This is a genomic window from Pseudomonas sp. HY7a-MNA-CIBAN-0227, assembly GCF_040310325.1.
Taxonomy (GTDB): domain Bacteria; phylum Pseudomonadota; class Gammaproteobacteria; order Pseudomonadales; family Pseudomonadaceae; genus Aquipseudomonas.
This window is the reverse complement of record NZ_JBEOPT010000174.1, coordinates 1-265: the sequence shown is the minus strand read 5'-3', so window position 1 is coordinate 265 and position 265 is coordinate 1. Positions and strand designations below refer to the sequence as shown.

At 63.4% G+C, this 265-nt stretch carries 1 pseudogene; it reads right to left on the bottom strand.

The features are described from left to right. Nucleotides 1-265 (bottom strand): annotated as a pseudogene (locus tag AAEZ06_RS27450) (RND transporter); the annotation flags it as partial.

The following is a 265-nucleotide window of genomic DNA, read 5'->3' as shown; positions in this document are numbered from 1 at the left end:
ATTCAGGGCCTGCTGCAGTTCGCCGACAAACACGTCGGGCACTCTTGCCCGTAGCTCAAGCCCCAGGCGCGGGTACAAGCTCAGTAACGCCTGATTTTTGCTGACGCGATCACCAGCGGCCACCTGAACATCGGTTATTACACCGTCGAACGGCGCAATAACCTGCGCCCTGCCGGCATCCCGCTCGATACTCTGAAGGTTGGCGTCGGCCTTGGCCAGCCGTGCCTGCAGGCTGGCCAGGCGCGCAGGGTGCTCGGTCAGTGCG